Origin of the sequence: Arsenicicoccus dermatophilus (genome assembly GCF_046267915.1) — a bacterium.
GTDB lineage: Bacteria > Actinomycetota > Actinomycetes > Actinomycetales > Dermatophilaceae > Arsenicicoccus > Arsenicicoccus dermatophilus_A.
Window position 1 is genome coordinate 2,751,656 of the sequence record NZ_CP176520.1, and the last position, 16,060, is coordinate 2,767,715.

Sequence of the window (16,060 nt, forward strand, 5' to 3'; positions counted from 1 at the left end):
GTGTGAGAGGTCAGGCCTCGGTGGTGGTTCCGCCGGCCGCCTCGATCTTGGTCTTCGCCGAGCCGGAGAACTTGTCAGCGGTCACGTCGACCTTGACGGCGATCTCCCCGGTGCCGAGCACCTTGACCAGCGAGCCCTTGCGGACGGCGCCCTTCTCGACGAGGTCCGCGACGGTGACGGTGCCGCCCTCGGGGAACAGCGACGAGATCTTGTCGAGGTTCACGACCTGGTACTCGGTCTTGAAGGGGTTTTTGAAGCCGCGAAGCTTCGGCAGACGCATGTGCAGCGGCGTCTGCCCGCCCTCGAAGCGCTCGGGAACCTGGTAGCGCGAGCTCGTGCCCTTGGTACCACGGCCTGCGGTCTTGCCCTTGGAGCCCTCACCACGACCGACGCGGGTCTTGGCAGTCTTGGCTCCGGGGGCGGGACGCAGGTGGTGCACCTTGAGGGCGTGCGTGGTGCCGTCGGCAGGAAGCTCCTGCTCGCCGGCCGCAGCCTTCTTGGTCGTAGCCATGATCAGTCAACCTCCTCGACGGCCACCAGGTGGGCAACCGTGCGGACCATGCCGCGGATCTCGGGGCGGTCCTCCTTGACGACGACGTCGCCGATGCGCTTGAGACCAAGCGTGCGCAGGGTCTCACGCTGGTTCTGCTTGCAGCCGACGTGGCCGCGGGTCTGGGTCACCTTGAGGCGTGCCATCACGCAGTCACCTCCGCCGGGGCGGACGACGCCATGCCGGCGGCGCGTGCGCGGAGCAGCGCAGCCGGGGCGACGTCCTCGAGGGACTTGCCGCGGCGGGCCGCCACGGCCTCCGGACGCTCCAGGCCCTTGAGGGCGGCGACGGCGGCGTGCACGACGTTGATCGAGTTGTCCGAGCCCAGGGACTTGGACAGCACGTCGTGGATACCCGCGCACTCGAGCACGGCGCGCACCGGTCCACCGGCGATGACACCGGTACCAGGCGCAGCCGGGCGGAGAAGGACGACACCGGCGGCGGCCTCGCCCTGGACGGGGTGCGGGATGGTGCCGGCGATGCGCGGCACCCGGAAGAAGGCCTTCTTGGCCTCCTCGACACCCTTGGCGATCGCCGCGGGCACCTCCTTGGCCTTGCCGTAGCCGACACCCACGGTGCCGTCCCCGTCACCCACCACGACGAGCGCGGTGAAGCTGAAGCGACGACCACCCTTGACGACCTTGGCGACGCGGTTGATCGCCACGACGCGCTCGATGTACTGGCTCTTCTCGGCGGAGTCGCGGCGGTCGTTGCGCTCGCGACGGTCACGGCGGTCGTTGTTGCGCTCGCCACCGTTCTGGCCGGTGCCGGCGCCGGTTCCGCGGCGCTGAGGTCCTGGCATCAGATGTTCCTCTTTCCTGAAACGTACGTCTGGTGAGCGGTCACAGGTCCAGACCACCCTCACGGGCGCCGTCAGCGATCGCGGCGACCCGACCGTGGTACTGGTTGCCACCACGGTCGAAGACGACGGCCGACACACCTGCGGCCTTGGCACGCTCGGCGATCAGCTCGCCGACCCGCTTGGCCTTGGCCGTCTTGTCCCCGTCGAAGGAGCGCAGGTCGGCCTCCATGGTGGAGGCGCTGGCCAGCGTCTTGCCCTCGGCGTCGTCGACGATCTGGACGAACATGTGGCGCGCCGAGCGGTTGACCACGAGACGGGGCCGCACGGCGGTGCCGGTGACGCGCTTGCGCAGACGCAGGTGGCGACGCGAGCGAGCGGCCGACTTGCCCTTGCCGCGCTTGACGATGAGACGTGCCATGGCTTACTTACCAGCCTTTCCGACCTTGCGGCGGATCTGCTCGCCCGCATAGCGGACACCCTTGCCCTTGTACGGGTCGGGCTTGCGGAGCTTGCGGATGTTGGCAGCGACCTCGCCGACCAGCTGCTTGTCGATGCCCTTGACCGAGAACTTGGTCGGGCTCTCCACCTGGAAGGTGATGCCGGCCGGGGGCTCGATCAGGACCGGGTGCGAGAAGCCCAGCGCGAACTCGAGGTTGGAGCCCTTGGCAGCGACGCGGTAACCCGTGCCGTGGATCTCGAGCTTCTTCTCGTAGCCGTTGGTCACGCCCTCGACCATGTTGGCGATGAGCGAACGGGTCAGCCCGTGCAGGGCACGGGACTCGCGCTCGTCGTTGGGGCGGCTGACCTGGATGGTGCCGTCCTCGGCCTTGGCGACCGAGATCGGCTCCTTGACCACGTGGGTCAGCTCGTTGTTGTTCTTCTTGACGGTCACGGTCTGACCGTCGATGGTGACCTCCACACCCATGGGCACGGAGACAGGGAGACGTCCGATGCGGGACATGCGATCTTCCTTTCCGAGTGCCTGGGATTACCAGACGTAGGCGAGGACTTCCCCACCCACGCCCTTCTGAGCGGCCTGCTTGTCCGTGAGAAGACCCGAGGACGTGGAGATGATCGCCACGCCCAGTCCTCCCAGGACCTTGGGGAGGTTGGTGGACTTCGCGTAGACGCGAAGACCCGGCTTGGACACACGGCGCACACCGGCGATGGAACGCTCCCGGTTGGGGCCGTACTTGAGGGTGATGGTCAGGGTCTGACCCACCTCGGCGTCCTCGATCTTGGAGCCGGCGATGTAGCCCTCCGCCTCGAGGATGTCCGCGATGTTCTTCTTGAGCTTCGAGAACGGCATGGAGACAGCGTCGTGGTGCGCCGAGTTGGCGTTCCGGACGCGGGTCAGCATGTCCGCAATCGGGTCAGTCATTGTCATTGGGCTGCTTGCCCTTCCTCACCGCGGTTTCAGGCCTGAGCCGTATGCCGGTCCCCCGGCGGCTCGTCCCCGACCTGCGATGTAGAACGGAGTGGAAATTCGAGGGGTGGATTACCAGCTGCTCTTGGTGACACCGGGGAGCTCGCCCCGGTGCGCCATCTCGCGCAGGCAGACGCGGCACAGGCCGAACTTGCGGTAGACCGAGTGCGGGCGGCCGCAGCGCTGGCAACGCGTGTAGGCGCGAACCTTGAACTTGGGCTTGGCGTTCGCCTTGTTGATCAGGGCGGTCTTGGCCACGGTCAGTTCTCCTTGAAGGGGAAGCCGAGCTGCTTGAGCAGGGCCCGACCCTCGTCGTCGTTGGTGGCGGTCGTCACGATCGTGATGTCCATACCACGCACGCGGTCGATCTTGTCCTGGTCGATCTCGTGGAACATGGACTGCTCGTTGAGGCCGAAGGTGTAGTTGCCGCGGCCGTCGAACTGCTTGCCCGACAGGCCACGGAAGTCACGGATGCGCGGGAGAGCCACGGACAGCAGGCGGTCCAGGAACTCCCACATGCGGTCACCGCGCAGCGTGACGTGCGCACCGATGGGCATGCCCTCGCGCAGCTTGAACTGCGCGATGGACTTGCGGGCCTTGGTCACCACGGGCTTCTGGCCGGTGATGGCCGTGAGGTCGCGGACGGCGCCCTCGATGAGCTTGGAGTCGCGTGCGGCCTCGCCCACGCCCATGTTGACGATGACCTTGGTCACGCCGGGCACCTGCATCACGTTGGCGTAGGAGAACTGGTCCTGCAGGGCCGGCTTGATCTCCGCGGCGTAGCGCGCCTTGAGGCGGGGCTGCGTGTTCTCAGGGGTGGTCGTGGTCATGGTCACAGGTCCTTGCCCGAGCGGACCGAGACGCGGGTGCGAAGGGTCTTGGTGCGACCGTCTCGCTCCACCGTCTCGACGCGCGTCTTGATGCGGGTCGGCTTCTTGGTCTCGGCGTCCACGACCTGCACGTTGGACACGTGGATCGGCGCCTCGGTGTGGACGATGCCGCCGGTGCGGCTCGTTCCCTGACCGGCCTTGGTGTGCTTGGTCACCCGGTTGACACCCTCGACCAGCACACGCTGGGTCTCGGTGTCGACGCTGATGACCTTGCCCTGCAGGCCCTTGTCGGGACCGGTGATGACCTGCACGAGGTCACCCTTCTTGATCTTCATCTTCGCCATGGGTTACAGCACCTCCGGCGCCAGAGAGATGATCTTCATGAACTTCTTCTCACGCAGCTCGCGCCCGACCGGGCCGAAGATGCGCGTGCCACGCGGGTCACCGTCGTTCTTGAGGATGACGGCCGCGTTCTCGTCGAACTTGATGTAGGAACCGTCGACGCGACGACGCTCCTTGGTGGTGCGGACGATGACGGCCTTGACCACGTCGCCCTTCTTCACGTTGCCACCGGGGATCGCGTCCTTGACGGTGGCGACGATGACGTCGCCGATGCCGGCATACCGACGACCCGAACCGCCGAGCACGCGGATGCAAAGGATCTCCTTGGCACCGGTGTTGTCGGCGACGCGCAGTCGCGACTCCTGCTGGATCACTGTCGAACTCCTGTCGTCGAGCCGGTTCTCTCCGGGTTCCTCCGGTCGAGCCTTGCCGAACTGTTGGTGGGGCTGGCCTCAGGTCCTCCCGAGGCCGATGCTTGAGGTGAGCGGTGACGAATTACTTCGCACGCTCGAGGATCTCGACCACGCGCCAGCGCTTGCTGGCGGACAACGGTCGGGTCTCCATGATGAGGACGCGGTCGCCGATGCCGGCCGAGTTCTGCTCGTCGTGCGCCTTGACCTTGCTGCTGCGGCGCAGGACCTTCCCGTAGAGAGCGTGCTTGACACGGTCCTCGACCTCGACGACGACGGTCTTGTCCATCTTGTCGCTCACCACGTAGCCCTGGCGGGTCTTGCGGTAGTTGCGCTCGAGAGTCGTCTCGCTCACGGTGTTCGCAGCTTCCTTCTGGTTGTCGCTCATGCCTTGGCACCCTTCGCGGGGGCGGCGCCGATGCCGAGCTCGCGCTCACGCATCTCGGTGTAGATCCGGGCGATGTCCTTGCGGACCGCACGCAGACGGCCGTGGTTCTCCAGCTGGCCGGTGGCGGACTGGAAGCGGAGGTTGAACAGCTCCTCCTTCGCCTTCTTCAGCTCGTCGACCAGGCGGTCGTCGCCCAGACCACGGAGCTGCTCGGACGTCAGGTCCTTGGAACCGACTGCCATCAGATGTCACCACCTTCGCGCGCCACGAAACGGCACTTCATCGGGAGCTTGTGCATGGCGAGACGCATGGCCTCACGGGCGACGGGCTCCGGGACGCCGGCCAGCTCGAACATGACGCGGCCGGGCTTGACGTTGGCCACCCACCACTCGGTCGACCCCTTACCGGAACCCATGCGGGTCTCGGCAGGCTTCTTGGTCAGGGGGCGGTCCGGGTAGATGTTGATCCAGACCTTTCCGCCACGCTTGATGTAGCGGGTCATGGCGATACGAGCGGACTCGATCTGCCGGTTGGTGACGTAGGCCGGCTCGAGGGCCTGGATCCCGTAGTCACCGAAGGACACCTTGGTGCCGCCCTTGGCCGCACCACTGCGCTTGGGGTGGTGCTGCTTGCGGTGCTTCACACGACGGGGAATCAGCATCAGGACTCAGCTCCCTGCTCCGCAGGCTGGGCCTGCGTGGTGTCGGACGCAGCGGGGGCCTCTGCCACCGGGGCTGCGTCGCGGTTGTCACGACGGGGGCCGCGGCCACCACCACGGCCGGGGCGGTCCGCGCCGTCACGGCGCGGCCCGCGCGACGGGCGCGGCGCGGCAGCCTGCTGGGCCGCGAGCTCCTTGGCGGTGATGTCGCCCTTGTAGATCCACACCTTGACACCGATGCGACCGAAGGTCGTACGAGCCTCGTAGAAGCCGTAGTCGATGTTGGCGCGCAGGGTGTGCAGCGGGACGCGTCCCTCGCGGTAGAACTCCGAGCGGGACATCTCGGCCCCGCCGAGACGACCGGCGCACATGACCCGGATGCCGAGGGCCCCGGCGCGCTGGGCGGACTGCATGCCCTTGCGCATGGCGCGACGGAAGGAGACCCGGGCAGACAGCTGCTCGGCGATCCCCTGCGCGACCAGCTGGGCGTCGACCTCGGGGTTCTTGACCTCGAGGATGTTCAGCTGGACCTGCTTGCCCGTGAGCTTCTCCAGCTCGCCACGGATGCGATCGGCCTCGGCGCCGCGGCGACCGATGACGATGCCCGGGCGGGCGGTGTGGATGTCGACACGGACGCGGTCACGCGTGCGCTCGATCTCGACGCGGGCGATGCCGGCGCGCTCCATCCCCTCGGACAGGAGTCGGCGGATGGCCACGTCCTCCTTGACGTAGTCGCGGTAACGCTGACCCGGCTTCGTCGAGTCGGCGAACCAGCGGCTGCGGTGGTCGGTGGTGATCCCGAGGCGGAAACCGTGCGGGTTGACCTTCTGACCCATTAGCGGGTGCCTCCCTTGCTCGCGGCCACCGGCTGGCCAACGAAGACGGTGATGTGGCTCGTGCGCTTGCGGACCCGGAAAGCACGGCCCTGGGCGCGAGGCTGGAACCGCTTCATGGTCTGGCCCTCGTCGACGTAGGCCTGCGTGACGACCAGGTTGCGCTCGTCGAAGGCCTCGGAGGCCTGGTCCGCCTTGACGCGGGCGTTGGCGATGGCGCTCTGCAGCACCTTCAGGACCGGATCGCTCGCGGACTGCGGGGCGAACTGCAGCGTCGCGATGGCCTCGGTGACGTTCTTGCCCCGGACCAGGTTGACGACGCGACGGGCCTTCATCGGCGTGACGCGGACGTGACGCGCGACGGCCTTGGCCTCCATCTGGAACTCCTTGTGGTTGGTGGCCATCAGCGACGACGCCCCTTCTTGTCGTCCTTCTCGTGACCCTTGAAGGTACGAGTGGGGGCGAACTCGCCGAGCTTGTGGCCGACCATCGACTCGGTCACGAAGACCGGGACGTGCTTGCGACCGTCGTGCACGGCAAGGGTGTGGCCGAGCATGTCGGGGCTGATCACGGATCGACGCGACCAGGTCTTGATGACGTTCTTGGTGCCCGCTTCGTTCTGGGCGTCCACCTTCTTCTGAAGGTGGTCGTCGATGAAGGGGCCCTTCTTCAGGCTACGAGGCATGTCCAAAGGCTCCTATCAGCGCTTCTTGCCAGTGCGACGACGACGGACGATGAGCTTGTCGCTCGGCTTGCCCGGCTTGCGGGTGCGGCCCTCGGGCTGACCCCAGGGGCTGACCGGGTGACGACCACCGGAGGTCTTGCCCTCACCCCCACCGTGCGGGTGGTCGATCGGGTTCATCGCCACGCCACGGACGGTGGGGCGCTTGCCCTTCCAACGCATGCGGCCGGCCTTGCCCCAGTTGATGTTGCTCTGCTCGGCGTTGCCCACCTCCCCGACCGTGGCGCGGCAGCGCAGGTCGACGTTGCGGATCTCGCCGGACGGCATACGTAGCTGGGCGTAGGGGCCGTCCTTGGCGACGAGCTGGACTCGCGCACCGGCGGACCGGGCGATCTTGGCGCCACCGCCGGGCTTGAGCTCGATCGCGTGGATGACGGTACCCACCGGGATGTTCTTGAGCGGCAGCGCGTTGCCCGGCTTAATGTCGGCGCCGGGACCGTTCTCGATGGTGTCTCCCTGGCTCAGCCGGTTGGGGGCGAGGATGTAGCGCTTCTCCCCGTCGGCGTAGTGCAGGAGCGCGATGCGCGCGGTGCGGTTGGGGTCGTACTCGATGTGGGCGACCTTCGCCGGCACGCCGTCCTTGTCGTGGCGACGGAAGTCGATCACGCGGTAGGCGCGCTTGTGCCCACCGCCGATGTGGCGGGTGGTGATGCGGCCGCTCGAGTTGCGTCCACCGGTCTTGGGCAGCGGGCGCACCAGCGACTTCTCGGGCGTGCTGCGCGTGACCTCGACGAAGTCCGCCACGCTCGAGCCGCGACGACCCGGGGTCGTGGGCTTGTACTTACGGATAGCCATGTCTAGTCCCTCAATGTCCTAGTCGATCCTCGGTCGCCGGCGTCAGACGCCAGCGCCTCCGAAGATGTCGATCGACCCTTCCTTGAGGGTGACGATCGCGCGCTTGGTGTCCTTGCGCTTGCCGAGGCCGAACCGCGTGCGGCGGGTCTTGCCCTGGCGGTTGAGCGTGTGCACGGAGTCCACCTTGACCTTGAAGACCTGCTCGACGGCGATCTTGATCTCGGTCTTGTTGGCCCGGGGGTCCACCACGAAGGTGTACTTGCCCTGATCCATCAGCCCGTACGACTTCTCGGAGACGACCGGCGCGAGCAGGATGTCGCGGGGGTCCTTGATGGTGGTCACTTGGTGTCCTCCTCAGCCTTGTCGGCCGACTGGGTGCCGCGAGCCAGGAAGGACTCGAGAGCGCCCTGGGTGAAGACCACGTCGTCGGCGCAGAGCACGTCGTAGGTGTTCAGCTGGTCGGCCACCAGGGTGTGCACGTTGGCGATGTTGCGCACCGACGCCAGGCCGAGGGTGTCCTCCCGCTCGATGACCACCAGGAGGTTCTTGCGCTCGGTCAGGGCACCCAGCACCGCGGCGACGGCCTTGGTGGACGGGGTGCTGCCCTCGACGAGCGAGGACATGACGTGGACGCGACCGTGGCGGGCGCGGTCGGAGAGAGCACCGCGCAGAGCAGCGGCCTTCATCTTCTTGGGGGTGCGCTGGCTGTAGTCCCGCGGCACCGGGCCGTGGACCGTGCCACCGCCGGCGAACTGCGGCGCGCGGGTCGATCCCTGACGAGCCCGACCAGTGCCCTTCTGGCGATAGGGCTTGGCGCCACCGCCGGACACCTCCGCTCGGGTCTTGGCCTTGTGGGTGCCCTGACGGGCCGCCGCGAGCTGGGCCACCACGACCTGGTGGATCAGCGGGATGTTGGTCTGGACGTCGAACACCTCGGCGGGCAGCTCGACGGAGCCCGCCTTGGCGCCCTTGGCGTCCAGGATGTCGATGGTCGTCATTAGGCTCAGGCCCCCTTGGCGGCCGTGCGGACCAGGACGACGGCACCACGGGGACCAGGAACGGCACCCTTGATGACGAGCAGACCCTTGTCGGCGTCCACGGCGTGGATCGTGAGGTTCTGGGTGGTCTGGCGCACGCCGCCCATGCGACCGGCCATGCGCAGGCCCTTGAAGACGCGGCCCGGGGTGGAGCAGCCACCGATCGAGCCCGGCTTGCGGTGGTTGCGGTGCGCACCGTGGGAGGACGAGACGCCCTTGAAGCCGTGTCGCTTCATGACGCCGGCGAAGCCCTTGCCCTTGGTGGTGCCGGTGACGTCGACGGTCGCGCCGGCCTCGAAGGCCTCGACCGTGATCTCCTGCCCGATGGTGTACTCGGCGGCGTCCCCGGTGCGGAGCTCGACGAGGTGACGGCGCGGCGACACGCCGGCCTTCTCGAAGTGGCCGGCCATGGGCTTGTTGACCTTGCGCGGGTCGATCGCGCCGAAGGCGATCTGGACGGCCTGGTAGCCGTCCTTCTCGGCGTCGCGGACCTGCGTGACGACGCACGGGCCCGCCTTGATGACGGTCACGGGGACGAGGCGGTTGTCCGCGTCCCAGACCTGGGTCATGCCGAGCTTCTCGCCAAGGACGCCCTTGACGTTGCGCTCGATGGCAGCGTTAGTCATGTGGGGTTCCTCAGAGCTTGATCTCGATGTTGACGTCCGCCGGCAGGTCGAGACGCATCAGCGAGTCGACGGCCTTGGGCGTCGGGTCGATGATGTCGATGAGACGCTTGTGCGTCCGCATCTCGAAGTGCTCGCGGCTGTCCTTGTACTTGTGCGGCGAACGGATGACGCAGAAGACATTCTTCTCCGTCGGCAGGGGCACGGGGCCCACGACCGTCGCGCCCGCACGGGTCACGGTGTCCACGATCTTGCGCGCCGAGCTGTCGATGACCTCGTGGTCGTACGACTTAAGCCGGATGCGGATCTTCTGTCCCGCCATCGCTTCGTTGACTCTCTCTCGTCTGTCCTGCTGGTCCGGTGGCCGAACCAGGTGCGTCTCCGACCCACGCGGTCGGGCGTGTCGCCCTTGCTCCGCTCACGAGCGCGCGCTGAATCGGCGGGCTACCCCGTGCTGGGCCGGTCCGTCTGGGCCGGGGCTTGCGCTCCCCGCACGAGGAGTCACAGGCCCATCAGCCAGTCCGTGGACGGTCCGGTGGTGCTAGTAACCTCTCGCGAGGGACGATGGCAGCCGCATGCTCGATCGCTCCGGACAGGAAACCCTGCGAGAGCGGATGAGTATGCCTCGGCCACGCGTCAAGCAACTTCCCTAGTGTGACAGACAGCGGGACAGGATCCAAATTCGCGGTGTCGGAATCCAGACGACACGCCGATGACCTTTCCGCCACCCATGGCGCACCCGTCGCCCTCTGGGACGATCACGGTATGGCGAAGCGCGACACCACCCCGCTCCCGGACGATCTGCGGGCGGCTCTCGACGGCCTGGCCGCCCGCGACGGCTCCACCCGTGAGATCGCTCTCGCCACCGTGGTGCGCGGGGCGCAGCAGCTGGCCCGCAAGGAGCGGCAGGCGCTCGGCGACGCCCTGGTGGACCTCCTCGACGCGCCGGACGGGCACACCCGTTCCTTCGCCACGGTGCCGCTCGCCTATCTCGCCAGCATCATGGTGTGGCGTCGCTCGTGGACCCCGCGGTTCCTCGAGTGGTGGGTGCAGGAGCCGGACCAGCGTGGCTTCGTGGCCGAGATCGGCTGGGTGCACGCGGTCGCCCACGGGGCCGACGTCCTCGGAGAGCTGGGCCAGACCAGCGCGGTGCCGGCCGGCGTGCTGCTGGACGCCGTCTCGCGACGCCTGGTCCATCCTAGCTCCACCGTCTGGCGGGACCAGGAGGAGGACCGGGTGGCCCTGGCCGTTGCCCAGGTTCTCCTGCAGGACGATCTCGGTGCGGCCGAGGCGACCGGATGGATCCGCGGCCTCCGCGAGCGGATGACGGCCGGGGAAGCCCCGATCCCCGCGACCACGATCAACACCTGTCGCGCGATGCGAAGCCTCTACGTCGTGGTGGACGGAGAGGTTCCGGCCGAGCGGGCGCGGGCGGTCAAGCACGCCGGTCGGGTGCAGGAGGAGATCCGACACCTCCTGGAGCAGGTCGAGCCGTGGCTCGTGGCACGCCGGTGAGGCAGGGAGCGGCGCTCGGGGCGATGGTCCTGGTGATCGTCGCGTGCCAGGCGTCCCCCGCGCCCGAGGCTTCCGGCACCGCGCCGATCGGCCGCACGGAGCACGCCTCCCCCACCGCACCCCGGGGCGCCCTCTCCACCGGGACCTCCACGAACGCGCGCTGTGCCCCCGTCGGCGGGATCGGTGACCCGGCTCCCGCGACCACGGTCCTCCCGCGCGGGCGTGATCGCTGGATCCTGCTGCGCGGCGCCACCTTCGTGCGGGGTGTCCGGGTCACGCCGGCGCACGCCCGGCTGGAGGTCGCGGACGGGCAGGTGTGCTCCCGGACGTCCGGCGTGCGAGTGGTCGAGCGCGTGGAGCGCCCGGTGGCCGCGACCCGCTGGATCACCAGGGGATCGGCCCGGTCGCTGGCGGTCACCCCGACGTGGGCCGGGACGGGGTGGCCGGGCGCGGCCGACGCCGTGCTGGACGACCTGCGTCGCCACCACCAGGAGATGGGGCTGCCTGGCATGCAGGACCAGCTGCGGTGCCACGTGACCTTCGCACCGGGGAAGAAGGTGTGGCACCTGGAGCCGACCCGTCCTGACGTCGGTCTCCCCGCCACGATCGCGACCCGGTGCAATCCCGGCGCGGAGCGAGACCCCGACGGTCGATGACCCGAGGGGTCGTCGACCGTCGACGGGAGCTCGCCGGTGCCTCAGCGGCCGGGGAAGGCGGGGGTCTGCTTCGCGACGAAGGCGCGGACGCCCTCCACCTTGTCCTCGGTCTCGAAGGCCGCCCGGAAGGCGTGAGCCTCCCGGTCCAGACCGTCCTGGACGGAGAGGGGCTCGACCTCGTTCAGGAGCCGCTTGCAGGCCGCCACGGCGACGGCGCTCTTGCCCGCCAGCTCGGTGACGGTGGCCTTGGCCCCGGCGATCAGGGACTCACGGTCGTCGAACACCTGGTTCACCAGGCCGATGCGCAGCGCCTCCGGAGCGTCGATCATCCGCCCCGTGCAGATCAGCTCGCGCGCCATACCGAGGCCGACGCGCCGGGTCAGGCGCACCGATCCGCCGAAGCCCGGCACCAGACCGAGGTTGACCTCCGGCTGGCCGAACCGCGCCCGGGCAGACGCATAGATCCAGTCGCACGCCATGGCCAGCTCGCAACCACCCCCCAGGGCGAAACCGTTGACCGCGGCGATGACCGGCACCGGGAGGGCCTCCAGGCGCTCGGTCACGCCCTGCATGCGACGGGAGTACTCCTCGCCCTCCGCCGGCGACATGGACTGCATCTCGACGATGTCGGCCCCGGCCACGAAGGCCTTCTCGCCCGCTCCGGTGATGATGACCCCGCGGACGGGCCAGCGTCCCTCCTGCCCGACCTGGGCCTCCACGGCGCTCACCAGCTCACCCAGGTCGGTGACCACCTGCCTGGCGAGCGCGTTCATCGCCTGGGGCCGGTTGACGGTGACGACGAGGGCGTCGCCGTCCTGCTCCACGAGCAGCGTGTCGAAGGTGCCGAGGTCCATGGTTCCTCCCGGGATCGCGATCAGGTGTCCGCACCAGCCTGCCGTATGCCGAGCGGGGTCGGCGACCCGGCAGGCAGACACCGAGGGCGGGGCCCGGTAATCCCGGACCCCGCCCTCGCGAGATCAGTCGCTCCCGCAGGAGCTCAGATCACTTGATGATCTTCGTGACCTGACCGGCACCGACGGTGCGGCCACCCTCACGGATGTTGAACTTCAGGCCCTCCTCCATGGCGATGGGCTGAATCAGGTCAACCTTCATGGAGGTGTTGTCGCCGGGCATGATCATCTCGGTGCCTTCGGGCAGGTGGACGACGCCGGTCACGTCAGTCGTCCGGAAGTAGAACTGCGGACGGTAGTTGTCGTAGAACGGCGTGTGACGACCACCCTCGTCCTTGGACAGGATGTACGCCGAGGCCTCGAACTCGGTGTGCGGGGTGATCGAGCCCGGCTTGCAGACGACCTGGCCGCGCTCCACCTCCTCGCGCTTGGTGCCGCGGAGCAGCAGACCGACGTTCTCACCGGCGCGACCCTCGTCGAGCAGCTTGCGGAACATCTCGATGCCGGTGACCGTGGTCTTCTGGGTCTTCTCGCGGATACCGACGATCTCGACCTCCTCGTTGACCTTGAGGATGCCGCGCTCGATACGACCGGTGACGACGGTGCCACGACCGGTGATCGTGAAGACGTCCTCGATCGGCATCATGAACGGCTTGTCGGTGTCGCGCTCCGGCTCCGGGATGTACTCGTCCACCGTCTTCATGAGCTCGACGACGGTCTTGCCCCACTCGGCGTCGCCCTCGAGAGCCTTGAGCGCAGAGATGCGGACGACCGGCAGGTCGTCACCCGGGAACTCGTACTCGGTCAGCAGCTCGCGGACCTCCATCTCGACGAGCTCGAGGATCTCCTCGTCGTCGACCATGTCGGTCTTGTTGAGCGCGACGACGATGTAGGGAACGCCGACCTGGCGGGCCAGGAGGACGTGCTCCTTCGTCTGCGGCATCGGGCCGTCGGTGGCGGCGACGACCAGGATCGCGCCGTCCATCTGGGCCGCACCGGTGATCATGTTCTTCACGTAGTCCGCGTGACCGGGGCAGTCGACGTGGGCGTAGTGACGACCCTCGGTCTGGTACTCGATGTGCGCGATGGAGATCGTGATACCGCGCTGGCGCTCCTCGGGAGCCTTGTCGATGTCCTCGAACGCGAACTGGGGGTTCAGGTCCGGGTACTCGTCGTGCAGAACCTTGGAGATCGCAGCCGTCAGCGTCGTCTTACCGTGGTCGATGTGACCGATGGTGCCGATGTTGACGTGCGGCTTGGTCCGCTCGAACTTAGCCTTCGCCACTTGGGGTCCTCCTCAGGACTTTTAAGGTGTTACGCCGTACGACCAAGCAGGACGTGGCGTCGTCTTCTGGGGGTGGTGCAGTGTGAGACGCGATCCGGAAGTCTAGCGCCGGGGCGCTGGACTTCCGAATCGGATTACTCGCCTCGGGTCTTCTTGATGATCTCCTCGGCGACGTTCTTGGGAACCTCGGCGTACGAGTCGAACTGCATCGTGTAGTTGGCGCGGCCCTGGGTCTTGGAACGCAGGTCGCCAACGTATCCGAACATCTCCGACAGCGGCACGAGCGCGCGAACGATCTTGGCGCCGCTGATGTCCTCCATGGCCTGGATCTGGCCACGGCGGGAGTTGAGGTCGCCGATGACGTCACCCATGTAGTCCTCGGGGGTGCGCACCTCGACGGCCATCATCGGCTCGAGCAAGGCCGGGTCGGCCTTGCGGGCGGCCTCCTTGAAGGCCATGGAGCCGGCGATCTTGAACGCCATCTCCGAGGAGTCGACGTCGTGGTAGGCACCGTCGATCAGCGTCGCGCGGACACCGACCATCGGGTAGCCCGCGAGCACGCCCTGGCCCATGGCCTCCTCGATGCCGTTGCCGACGGAGGGGATGTACTCGCGCGGAACGCGGCCACCGGTGACCTTGTTCTCGAACTCGTACATCTTGCCCTCGGCGGTGTCCATCGGCGCGAAGGTGATCTGGACCTTGGCGTACTGACCCGAACCACCCGTCTGCTTCTTGTGGGTGTAGTCGTACTTCTCCACCGTGCGACGGATGGTCTCGCGGTAGGCGACCTGCGGCTTGCCGACGTTGGCCTCGACCTTGAACTCGCGACGCATGCGGTCGACGAGGATGTCGAGGTGGAGCTCGCCCATGCCCTTGATGATGGTCTGGCCGGTCTCCTCGTCGAGCTCGACCCGGAAGGTCGGGTCCTCCTCGGCGAGCTTCTGGATGGCCGTGGAGAGCTTCTCCTGGTCACCCTTCGTCTTGGGCTCGATGGCCACGTTGATGACCGGCTCGGGGAAGGTCATCGACTCGAGGATCACCGGGGCGTCCTGAGCGGCCAGGGTGTCACCGGTGGTGGTGTCCTTGAGACCGATCATGGCGTAGATGTGCCCGGCGGTCGCGTGGTCGACCGGGTTCTCCTTGTTGGCGTGCATCTGGAAGAGCTTGCCGACGCGCTCCTTCTTGCCCTTGGTCGCGTTCAGCATCATGTCGCCCTGCTTGACCTCGCCGGAGTAGACCCGGACGTAGGTCAGACGACCGAAGAAGGGGTGCGACACGACCTTGAAGGCCAGGGCGGAGAAGGGCTCGCCCGCGTCGGAGTGACGCTCGATGATCTTCTCCTCGTCCTTGGGGTCGTGGGCCTGGATGGCCGGCACGTCCAGGGGGGACGGGAGGTAGTCGACGATGGCGTCGAGCAGGGGCTGGACGCCCTTGTTCTTGAACGCCGTGCCGCACAGCACCGGGTTGACCTCGCCCGCGAGGGTGATCTTGCGAATGGCGCCCTTGAGCTCCTCGGGCGTCAGCTCCTCGCCACCGAGGTACTTCTCGAGCAGCTCCTCGTCGGACTCCGCCACCCGCTCCACGAGCTTGCCGCGCCACTCCTCGGCCTTGTCGACGAGGTCGGCGGGGATCTCCTCGATCTCGTAGTCCTGGCCCATCTTCACGTCGCCGTGCCAGACCAGCGCGCGGTTGTAGACGAGGTCGATGACGCCGACGAAGTCGTTCTCGGCCCCGATCGGGATCTGCAGCACCAGCGGCTCCGCACCGAGGCGGTCCACGATGGTCTGCACGGTGTAGTAGAAGTCCGCGCCGAGCTTGTCCATCTTGTTGACGAAGCACATGCGCGGGACGCCGTACTTGTCGGCCTGGCGCCACACGGTCTCCGACTGGGGCTCGACGCCCTCCTTGCCGTCGAAGACGGCGACCGCGCCGTCGAGCACACGCAGGGAGCGCTCGACCTCGACCGTGAAGTCGACGTGGCCAGGGGTGTCGATGATGTTGATCTGGTGGCCCTCCCAGAAGCACGTCGTCGCGGCGGACGTGATCGTGATGCCGCGCTCCTGCTCCTGCTCCATCCAGTCCATCGTCGCGGAGCCGTCGTGCGTCTCACCGATCTTGTAGTTGATGCCGGTGTAGAACAGGATCCGCTCGGTCGCCGTCGTCTTGCCAGCATCGATGTGCGCCATGATGCCGATGTTGCGGACCTTCTTCAGGTCCGTGAGGACGTCGAGTGCCACGTCTGTTTTCTCATCTCTTC

26 protein-coding genes are annotated in these 16,060 nt (G+C 67.6%); 2 read left to right on the top strand and 24 right to left on the bottom strand.

Going from position 1 to position 16,060, the window contains the following annotated elements; translation table 11 throughout:
- Positions 1-10 precede the first annotated feature (10 nt).
- The 21 genes from rplO to rpsJ all read right to left on the bottom strand — a co-directional run bounded on the left by rplO (position 11) and on the right by rpsJ (position 9,758).
- Positions 11-511, bottom strand: a complete 501-nt coding sequence (rplO, locus tag ACK2IS_RS12985; RefSeq protein WP_409483731.1) for a 50S ribosomal protein L15 — start codon at positions 509-511, stop codon at positions 11-13.
- Between the two features lie 2 nt (positions 512-513).
- Positions 514-696, bottom strand: a complete 183-nt coding sequence (gene rpmD, locus ACK2IS_RS12990; RefSeq protein ID WP_050347860.1) for a 50S ribosomal protein L30 — start codon at positions 694-696, stop codon at positions 514-516.
- Entirely contained in the window at positions 696-1,352 is a 657-nt protein-coding gene (gene rpsE, locus ACK2IS_RS12995; RefSeq protein ID WP_241452829.1) for a 30S ribosomal protein S5, read from the bottom strand. The genes rpmD and rpsE overlap by 1 nt, the downstream gene beginning before the upstream one ends.
- 40 nt (positions 1,353-1,392) lie before the next feature.
- On the bottom strand, positions 1,393-1,770 hold the full coding sequence (rplR, locus tag ACK2IS_RS13000) for a 50S ribosomal protein L18 (protein ID WP_409483732.1): 378 nt from the start codon (positions 1,768-1,770) through the stop codon (positions 1,393-1,395).
- Positions 1,771-1,773: 3 nt separating this feature from the next.
- On the bottom strand, positions 1,774-2,313 hold the full coding sequence (rplF, locus tag ACK2IS_RS13005) for a 50S ribosomal protein L6 (RefSeq protein WP_409483733.1): 540 nt from the start codon (positions 2,311-2,313) through the stop codon (positions 1,774-1,776).
- Positions 2,314-2,340: 27 nt separating this feature from the next.
- A complete protein-coding gene (gene rpsH, locus ACK2IS_RS13010; RefSeq protein ID WP_241452834.1) occupies positions 2,341-2,739 on the bottom strand; it encodes a 30S ribosomal protein S8 in 399 nt (132 codons plus the stop codon).
- 111 nt (positions 2,740-2,850) lie between these two features.
- A complete protein-coding gene (locus ACK2IS_RS13015) occupies positions 2,851-3,036 on the bottom strand; it encodes a type Z 30S ribosomal protein S14 (protein WP_050347855.1) in 186 nt (61 codons plus the stop codon).
- Positions 3,037-3,038: 2 nt separating this feature from the next.
- A complete protein-coding gene (rplE, locus tag ACK2IS_RS13020) occupies positions 3,039-3,608 on the bottom strand; it encodes a 50S ribosomal protein L5 (protein ID WP_409483734.1) in 570 nt (189 codons plus the stop codon).
- Between the two features lie 2 nt (positions 3,609-3,610).
- Positions 3,611-3,952 carry a 50S ribosomal protein L24 gene (gene rplX, locus ACK2IS_RS13025; protein ID WP_409483735.1) on the bottom strand — a complete coding sequence of 114 codons (342 nt, stop codon included), beginning with the start codon at positions 3,950-3,952 and terminating at the stop codon, positions 3,611-3,613.
- A gap of 3 nt (positions 3,953-3,955) precedes the next feature.
- Positions 3,956-4,324, bottom strand: a complete 369-nt coding sequence (rplN, locus tag ACK2IS_RS13030; RefSeq protein WP_241452843.1) for a 50S ribosomal protein L14 — start codon at positions 4,322-4,324, stop codon at positions 3,956-3,958.
- 121 nt (positions 4,325-4,445) lie between these two features.
- Positions 4,446-4,748: a 30S ribosomal protein S17 gene (rpsQ, locus tag ACK2IS_RS13035; RefSeq protein ID WP_241452846.1), complete on the bottom strand. Its 303-nt coding sequence runs from the start codon at positions 4,746-4,748 to the stop codon at positions 4,446-4,448.
- Complete coding sequence (rpmC, locus tag ACK2IS_RS13040) at positions 4,745-4,990, bottom strand: 50S ribosomal protein L29 (protein ID WP_241452848.1); 246 nt, start codon at positions 4,988-4,990, stop codon at positions 4,745-4,747. Before rpmC ends, rpsQ begins: the two co-directional genes overlap by 4 nt.
- A complete protein-coding gene (gene rplP / locus ACK2IS_RS13045; protein WP_409483736.1) occupies positions 4,990-5,409 on the bottom strand; it encodes a 50S ribosomal protein L16 in 420 nt (139 codons plus the stop codon). Before rplP ends, rpmC begins: the two co-directional genes overlap by 1 nt.
- Complete coding sequence (rpsC, locus tag ACK2IS_RS13050; RefSeq protein WP_409483737.1) at positions 5,409-6,242, bottom strand: 30S ribosomal protein S3; 834 nt, start codon at positions 6,240-6,242, stop codon at positions 5,409-5,411. The genes rplP and rpsC overlap by 1 nt, the downstream gene beginning before the upstream one ends.
- Entirely contained in the window at positions 6,242-6,616 is a 375-nt protein-coding gene (rplV, locus tag ACK2IS_RS13055; protein ID WP_409485675.1) for a 50S ribosomal protein L22, read from the bottom strand. Before rplV ends, rpsC begins: the two co-directional genes overlap by 1 nt.
- A 26-nt stretch (positions 6,617-6,642) precedes the next feature.
- Positions 6,643-6,924 carry a 30S ribosomal protein S19 gene (rpsS, locus tag ACK2IS_RS13060; protein WP_050347847.1) on the bottom strand — a complete coding sequence of 94 codons (282 nt, stop codon included), beginning with the start codon at positions 6,922-6,924 and terminating at the stop codon, positions 6,643-6,645.
- A 15-nt stretch (positions 6,925-6,939) separates the two neighbouring features.
- Positions 6,940-7,776: a 50S ribosomal protein L2 gene (gene rplB, locus ACK2IS_RS13065; protein ID WP_409483738.1), complete on the bottom strand. Its 837-nt coding sequence runs from the start codon at positions 7,774-7,776 to the stop codon at positions 6,940-6,942.
- Positions 7,777-7,818: 42 nt separating this feature from the next.
- A complete protein-coding gene (gene rplW / locus ACK2IS_RS13070) occupies positions 7,819-8,118 on the bottom strand; it encodes a 50S ribosomal protein L23 (protein WP_409483739.1) in 300 nt (99 codons plus the stop codon).
- Positions 8,115-8,774, bottom strand: a complete 660-nt coding sequence (rplD, locus tag ACK2IS_RS13075) for a 50S ribosomal protein L4 (RefSeq protein ID WP_409483740.1) — start codon at positions 8,772-8,774, stop codon at positions 8,115-8,117. Before rplD ends, rplW begins: the two co-directional genes overlap by 4 nt.
- A gap of 5 nt (positions 8,775-8,779) precedes the next feature.
- Positions 8,780-9,439: a 50S ribosomal protein L3 gene (rplC, locus tag ACK2IS_RS13080; protein ID WP_409483741.1), complete on the bottom strand. Its 660-nt coding sequence runs from the start codon at positions 9,437-9,439 to the stop codon at positions 8,780-8,782.
- Positions 9,440-9,449: 10 nt separating this feature from the next.
- Positions 9,450-9,758 carry a 30S ribosomal protein S10 gene (gene rpsJ, locus ACK2IS_RS13085; RefSeq protein WP_012867945.1) on the bottom strand — a complete coding sequence of 103 codons (309 nt, stop codon included), beginning with the start codon at positions 9,756-9,758 and terminating at the stop codon, positions 9,450-9,452.
- 443 nt (positions 9,759-10,201) lie between these two features.
- On the opposite strand from rpsJ, the gene ACK2IS_RS13090 reads away from it, so the two are divergent.
- Positions 10,202-10,951 carry a DUF2785 domain-containing protein gene (locus tag ACK2IS_RS13090; RefSeq protein ID WP_409483742.1) on the top strand — a complete coding sequence of 250 codons (750 nt, stop codon included), beginning with the start codon at positions 10,202-10,204 and terminating at the stop codon, positions 10,949-10,951.
- Positions 10,930-11,607, top strand: a complete 678-nt coding sequence (locus ACK2IS_RS13095) for a DUF2599 domain-containing protein (protein WP_409483743.1) — start codon at positions 10,930-10,932, stop codon at positions 11,605-11,607. Before ACK2IS_RS13090 ends, ACK2IS_RS13095 begins: the two co-directional genes overlap by 22 nt.
- Positions 11,608-11,648: 41 nt before the next feature.
- Here the strand turns inward: ACK2IS_RS13095 and ACK2IS_RS13100 are convergent, their stop codons facing one another.
- The 3 genes from ACK2IS_RS13100 to fusA form a co-directional block, all read right to left on the bottom strand.
- On the bottom strand, positions 11,649-12,461 hold the full coding sequence (locus tag ACK2IS_RS13100; protein WP_409483744.1) for an enoyl-CoA hydratase/isomerase family protein: 813 nt from the start codon (positions 12,459-12,461) through the stop codon (positions 11,649-11,651).
- Between the two features lie 148 nt (positions 12,462-12,609).
- Positions 12,610-13,803 (bottom strand): elongation factor Tu, encoded by a 1,194-nt coding sequence (tuf, locus tag ACK2IS_RS13105; protein WP_409483745.1) that lies wholly within the window; start codon positions 13,801-13,803, stop codon positions 12,610-12,612.
- 134 nt (positions 13,804-13,937) lie between these two features.
- Positions 13,938-16,040 (bottom strand): elongation factor G, encoded by a 2,103-nt coding sequence (gene fusA / locus ACK2IS_RS13110; protein WP_409483746.1) that lies wholly within the window; start codon positions 16,038-16,040, stop codon positions 13,938-13,940.
- Positions 16,041-16,060: the final 20 nt, after the last annotated feature.

Bases quoted from the DNA above. Each gene is read 5' to 3' on its own strand.
- rplO (WP_409483731.1), bottom strand. From the start codon at position 511: ATGGCTACGACCAAGAAGGCTGCGGCCGGCGAGCAGGAGCTTCCTGCC.
- rpmD (WP_050347860.1), bottom strand. From the start codon at position 696: ATGGCACGCCTCAAGGTGACCCAGACCCGCGGCCACGTCGGCTGCAAG.
- rpsE (WP_241452829.1), bottom strand. From the start codon at position 1,352: ATGCCAGGACCTCAGCGCCGCGGAACCGGCGCCGGCACCGGCCAGAAC.
- rplR (WP_409483732.1), bottom strand. From the start codon at position 1,770: ATGGCACGTCTCATCGTCAAGCGCGGCAAGGGCAAGTCGGCCGCTCGC.
- rplF (WP_409483733.1), bottom strand. From the start codon at position 2,313: ATGTCCCGCATCGGACGTCTCCCTGTCTCCGTGCCCATGGGTGTGGAG.
- rpsH (WP_241452834.1), bottom strand. From the start codon at position 2,739: ATGACAATGACTGACCCGATTGCGGACATGCTGACCCGCGTCCGGAAC.
- rplE (WP_409483734.1), bottom strand. From the start codon at position 3,608: ATGACCACGACCACCCCTGAGAACACGCAGCCCCGCCTCAAGGCGCGC.
- rplX (WP_409483735.1), bottom strand. From the start codon at position 3,952: ATGGCGAAGATGAAGATCAAGAAGGGTGACCTCGTGCAGGTCATCACC.
- rpsQ (WP_241452846.1), bottom strand. From the start codon at position 4,748: ATGAGCGACAACCAGAAGGAAGCTGCGAACACCGTGAGCGAGACGACT.
- rpmC (WP_241452848.1), bottom strand. From the start codon at position 4,990: ATGGCAGTCGGTTCCAAGGACCTGACGTCCGAGCAGCTCCGTGGTCTG.
- rplP (WP_409483736.1), bottom strand. From the start codon at position 5,409: ATGCTGATTCCCCGTCGTGTGAAGCACCGCAAGCAGCACCACCCCAAG.
- rpsC (WP_409483737.1), bottom strand. From the start codon at position 6,242: ATGGGTCAGAAGGTCAACCCGCACGGTTTCCGCCTCGGGATCACCACC.
- rplV (WP_409485675.1), bottom strand. From the start codon at position 6,616: ATGGAGGCCAAGGCCGTCGCGCGTCACGTCCGCGTCACGCCGATGAAG.
- rpsS (WP_050347847.1), bottom strand. From the start codon at position 6,924: ATGCCTCGTAGCCTGAAGAAGGGCCCCTTCATCGACGACCACCTTCAG.
- rplB (WP_409483738.1), bottom strand. From the start codon at position 7,776: ATGGCTATCCGTAAGTACAAGCCCACGACCCCGGGTCGTCGCGGCTCG.
- rplD (WP_409483740.1), bottom strand. From the start codon at position 8,774: ATGACGACCATCGACATCCTGGACGCCAAGGGCGCCAAGGCGGGCTCC.
- rplC (WP_409483741.1), bottom strand. From the start codon at position 9,439: ATGACTAACGCTGCCATCGAGCGCAACGTCAAGGGCGTCCTTGGCGAG.
- rpsJ (WP_012867945.1), bottom strand. From the start codon at position 9,758: ATGGCGGGACAGAAGATCCGCATCCGGCTTAAGTCGTACGACCACGAG.
- ACK2IS_RS13090 (WP_409483742.1), top strand. From the start codon at position 10,202: ATGGCGAAGCGCGACACCACCCCGCTCCCGGACGATCTGCGGGCGGCT.
- ACK2IS_RS13100 (WP_409483744.1), bottom strand. From the start codon at position 12,461: ATGGACCTCGGCACCTTCGACACGCTGCTCGTGGAGCAGGACGGCGAC.